Below are 2002 nucleotides of genomic sequence, written 5' to 3'. Positions count from 1 at the left end.
ATTCCGAATAAACCGAAGTTTATCGAAAACCTTGGTTTAGGAGATGCGGCAAAAAGTGATATCGCGCAGGGCACTGGCACATCAACAACAAGTGTGATGAGTCAGAAAGCAGTGACTGATTTGGCTGCAACTAAACAACCAAAAGGTAATTACGCCAGCAGTGATATTTATCAGGTGATCCCCGGCTATACATTCATGCATTCACCCGAAAAAAAATACCGGGCTGTCATTGGCGATGATGGCGTATTCAGGGTGATAGATAATACTAATCCATTAAACCCGACAACATTTTCATTTGGTGCTGATGGGGCTATGGCATCCGGTACTATCCCGGCGGTAAGAATTACAGGGTTGTTCAGCCGGTGGCTTGCCGTAAGCGGAGCTAGGGCAATCGGGACGAAGTACACGAACTCAAGACTCGCACCTATGGCCGTTGCTATCAATTTTTCATTTACCGCAGGTGATAACCAGGTGTTTGTTGATGACGGTGTGAACGTAACCCGGTTGTTTGATGTCGGCAAGAGCGATGCCACTACCCGAATCAACATATTTTTCATTGTCCCGCCTGGTGCTAAATACTGGGTAGAGGGGAATATCCCGTTCACCACATGGTCGGAGTGTTATTAATGAATATGACCTATTACAGAGAAAAAGACACAGGCACTGTATGGGCTTATGATGATGAGCAGATGTCTGTTGCTAATCGCATAAATGCGCCTGATTTTGATAACGAAAAAGAGCAAATTCCGGAGATTTTCTTTGAAATTAACGAGAAAATAAAAGGTATGCACAAGATAACCAAAAAGGAAATTGATGTGCATATCAACCCTCCGGTGACTGAAGAACAACTGATAGCTGAAGCCGAAGCACAAAAGCAGGTGCTGATTGCTGAGGCCAGCCAGAAAACTCAACTCTGGCAGACTCGGCTTATGCTCGACATCATCACAGAAGAAGATAAAGCCAGCCTCAAAGAATGGATGCTGTATGTGCAGGAGGTGCAGGCGGTAGATCCATCCCTCGGGGCTGCTGTGGTATGGCCTACACCGCCGGCTTCACCGGCCAGGTAATATCCGGGGCAGTGGATACGTCCACTGCCTCCAGTTCATCCAGATAATCCAGCCAGGCGTTTAGCCGTTCCATTTCGTCTGGCTTGATACGCTTAAGAGCCAGTTTCGTCCGGAGCATTTCTGTTTCCGCGCTGACCTCTGCTATTAACATCTGCTTTTGTTGCTCAGCCTGTTCGATAAATTGTTCTTTTGTCGGCGGCGGATTAGCAATCAACTCCGCCTCTTCCTTGCTTATTTCCCTCCAGCCCTTTTTAATATCCAAATTCCATGTGTCTTTATTGTTTTCATCAATATCAATACAGAACACATTGTTTTTGCTGTCTTTGTAATACTTTTGCGATAAAAATAATGTTGTCATTAGCGAAGCTCCGTCCAGTCTAAAACATTAGAACTACCCTGATTTGCGATGACGGCGTAAGTGGCACCCGGGGGTATAACAGCAAAAGCCCCCTGTGATGTCGTCCCACTGGAACCCGCTGATGTCCACATACCAACCATTTTCCCTCCCACTCTGATTTCGGTGGTTTGATACTGAGATGACCCCAGACGGACAAATAAAAAAATCAGCTTTGATGTATTGTTCTTATAATTAACACCAACACTTCGTTCATTTTTCAGGTCATACCATTCCTGTTCAATACCAGGCAAATCACTGATCAGTGCTGCCGTCCCAGATTTTTTAGGGTGGTTTACATAATGAAAGTTGGTTCCGTCATATGACCCCCATACCGGCAGTCCGTTGCGGCCGGTAAGGAAGTTTAAATTCTTGATATCAAATATAGAACCGACCAATCCTCTGGATTGAATCTCACCTGATACAACCTGAACAGCCGTCGAGTCTTTATTCAGATAATTGCCCGTTGGCTGGAAGTTGTTGTCCACCTCTGTTTTTGAATAACTATAACCGACCTCCTGATACTTTTCCGGTAAACCAA

Annotated in this window: 4 protein-coding genes; 2 read left to right on the top strand and 2 right to left on the bottom strand. The window is 45.3% G+C overall.

Going from position 1 to position 2002, the window contains the following annotated elements:
• Together AAZR23_RS20620 and AAZR23_RS20615 are read left to right on the top strand one after the other, a co-directional pair.
• Positions 1-627: hypothetical protein (locus AAZR23_RS20620; protein WP_434694497.1), on the top strand; the 627-nt coding region annotated here is incomplete at its 5' end.
• Positions 627-1067 (top strand): tail fiber assembly protein, encoded by a 441-nt coding sequence (locus AAZR23_RS20615; protein WP_434694496.1) that lies wholly within the window; start codon positions 627-629, stop codon positions 1065-1067. The genes AAZR23_RS20620 and AAZR23_RS20615, both read left to right, overlap by 1 nt.
• On the opposite strand, the gene AAZR23_RS20610 is transcribed toward AAZR23_RS20615, so the two are convergent.
• Together AAZR23_RS20610 and AAZR23_RS20605 are read right to left on the bottom strand one after the other, a co-directional pair.
• Positions 1039-1425 carry a tail fiber assembly protein gene (locus AAZR23_RS20610; protein WP_171819819.1) on the bottom strand — a complete coding sequence of 129 codons (387 nt, stop codon included), beginning with the start codon at positions 1423-1425 and terminating at the stop codon, positions 1039-1041. The two genes, AAZR23_RS20615 and AAZR23_RS20610, sit on opposite strands and share 29 nt — an antisense overlap.
• Positions 1425-2002 (bottom strand): hypothetical protein (locus tag AAZR23_RS20605; protein WP_434694495.1); only part of this gene is annotated, 578 nt, incomplete at its 5' end. The genes AAZR23_RS20610 and AAZR23_RS20605, both read right to left, overlap by 1 nt.

This window comes from Morganella sp. Je.2.23 (genome assembly GCF_051129855.1).
Taxonomy (GTDB): domain Bacteria; phylum Pseudomonadota; class Gammaproteobacteria; order Enterobacterales; family Enterobacteriaceae; genus Morganella; species Morganella sibonii.
Note: the sequence above shows the minus strand (reverse complement) of the source record. Positions and strands in the feature narration are given on the sequence as shown.

What these genes read in the sequence shown, in the direction of transcription:
- AAZR23_RS20615 (WP_434694496.1), top strand. Translation starts at nt 627, where the DNA reads ATGAATATGACCTATTACAGAGAAAAAGACACAGGCACTGTATGGGCT.
- AAZR23_RS20610 (WP_171819819.1), bottom strand. Translation starts at nt 1,425, where the DNA reads ATGACAACATTATTTTTATCGCAAAAGTATTACAAAGACAGCAAAAAC.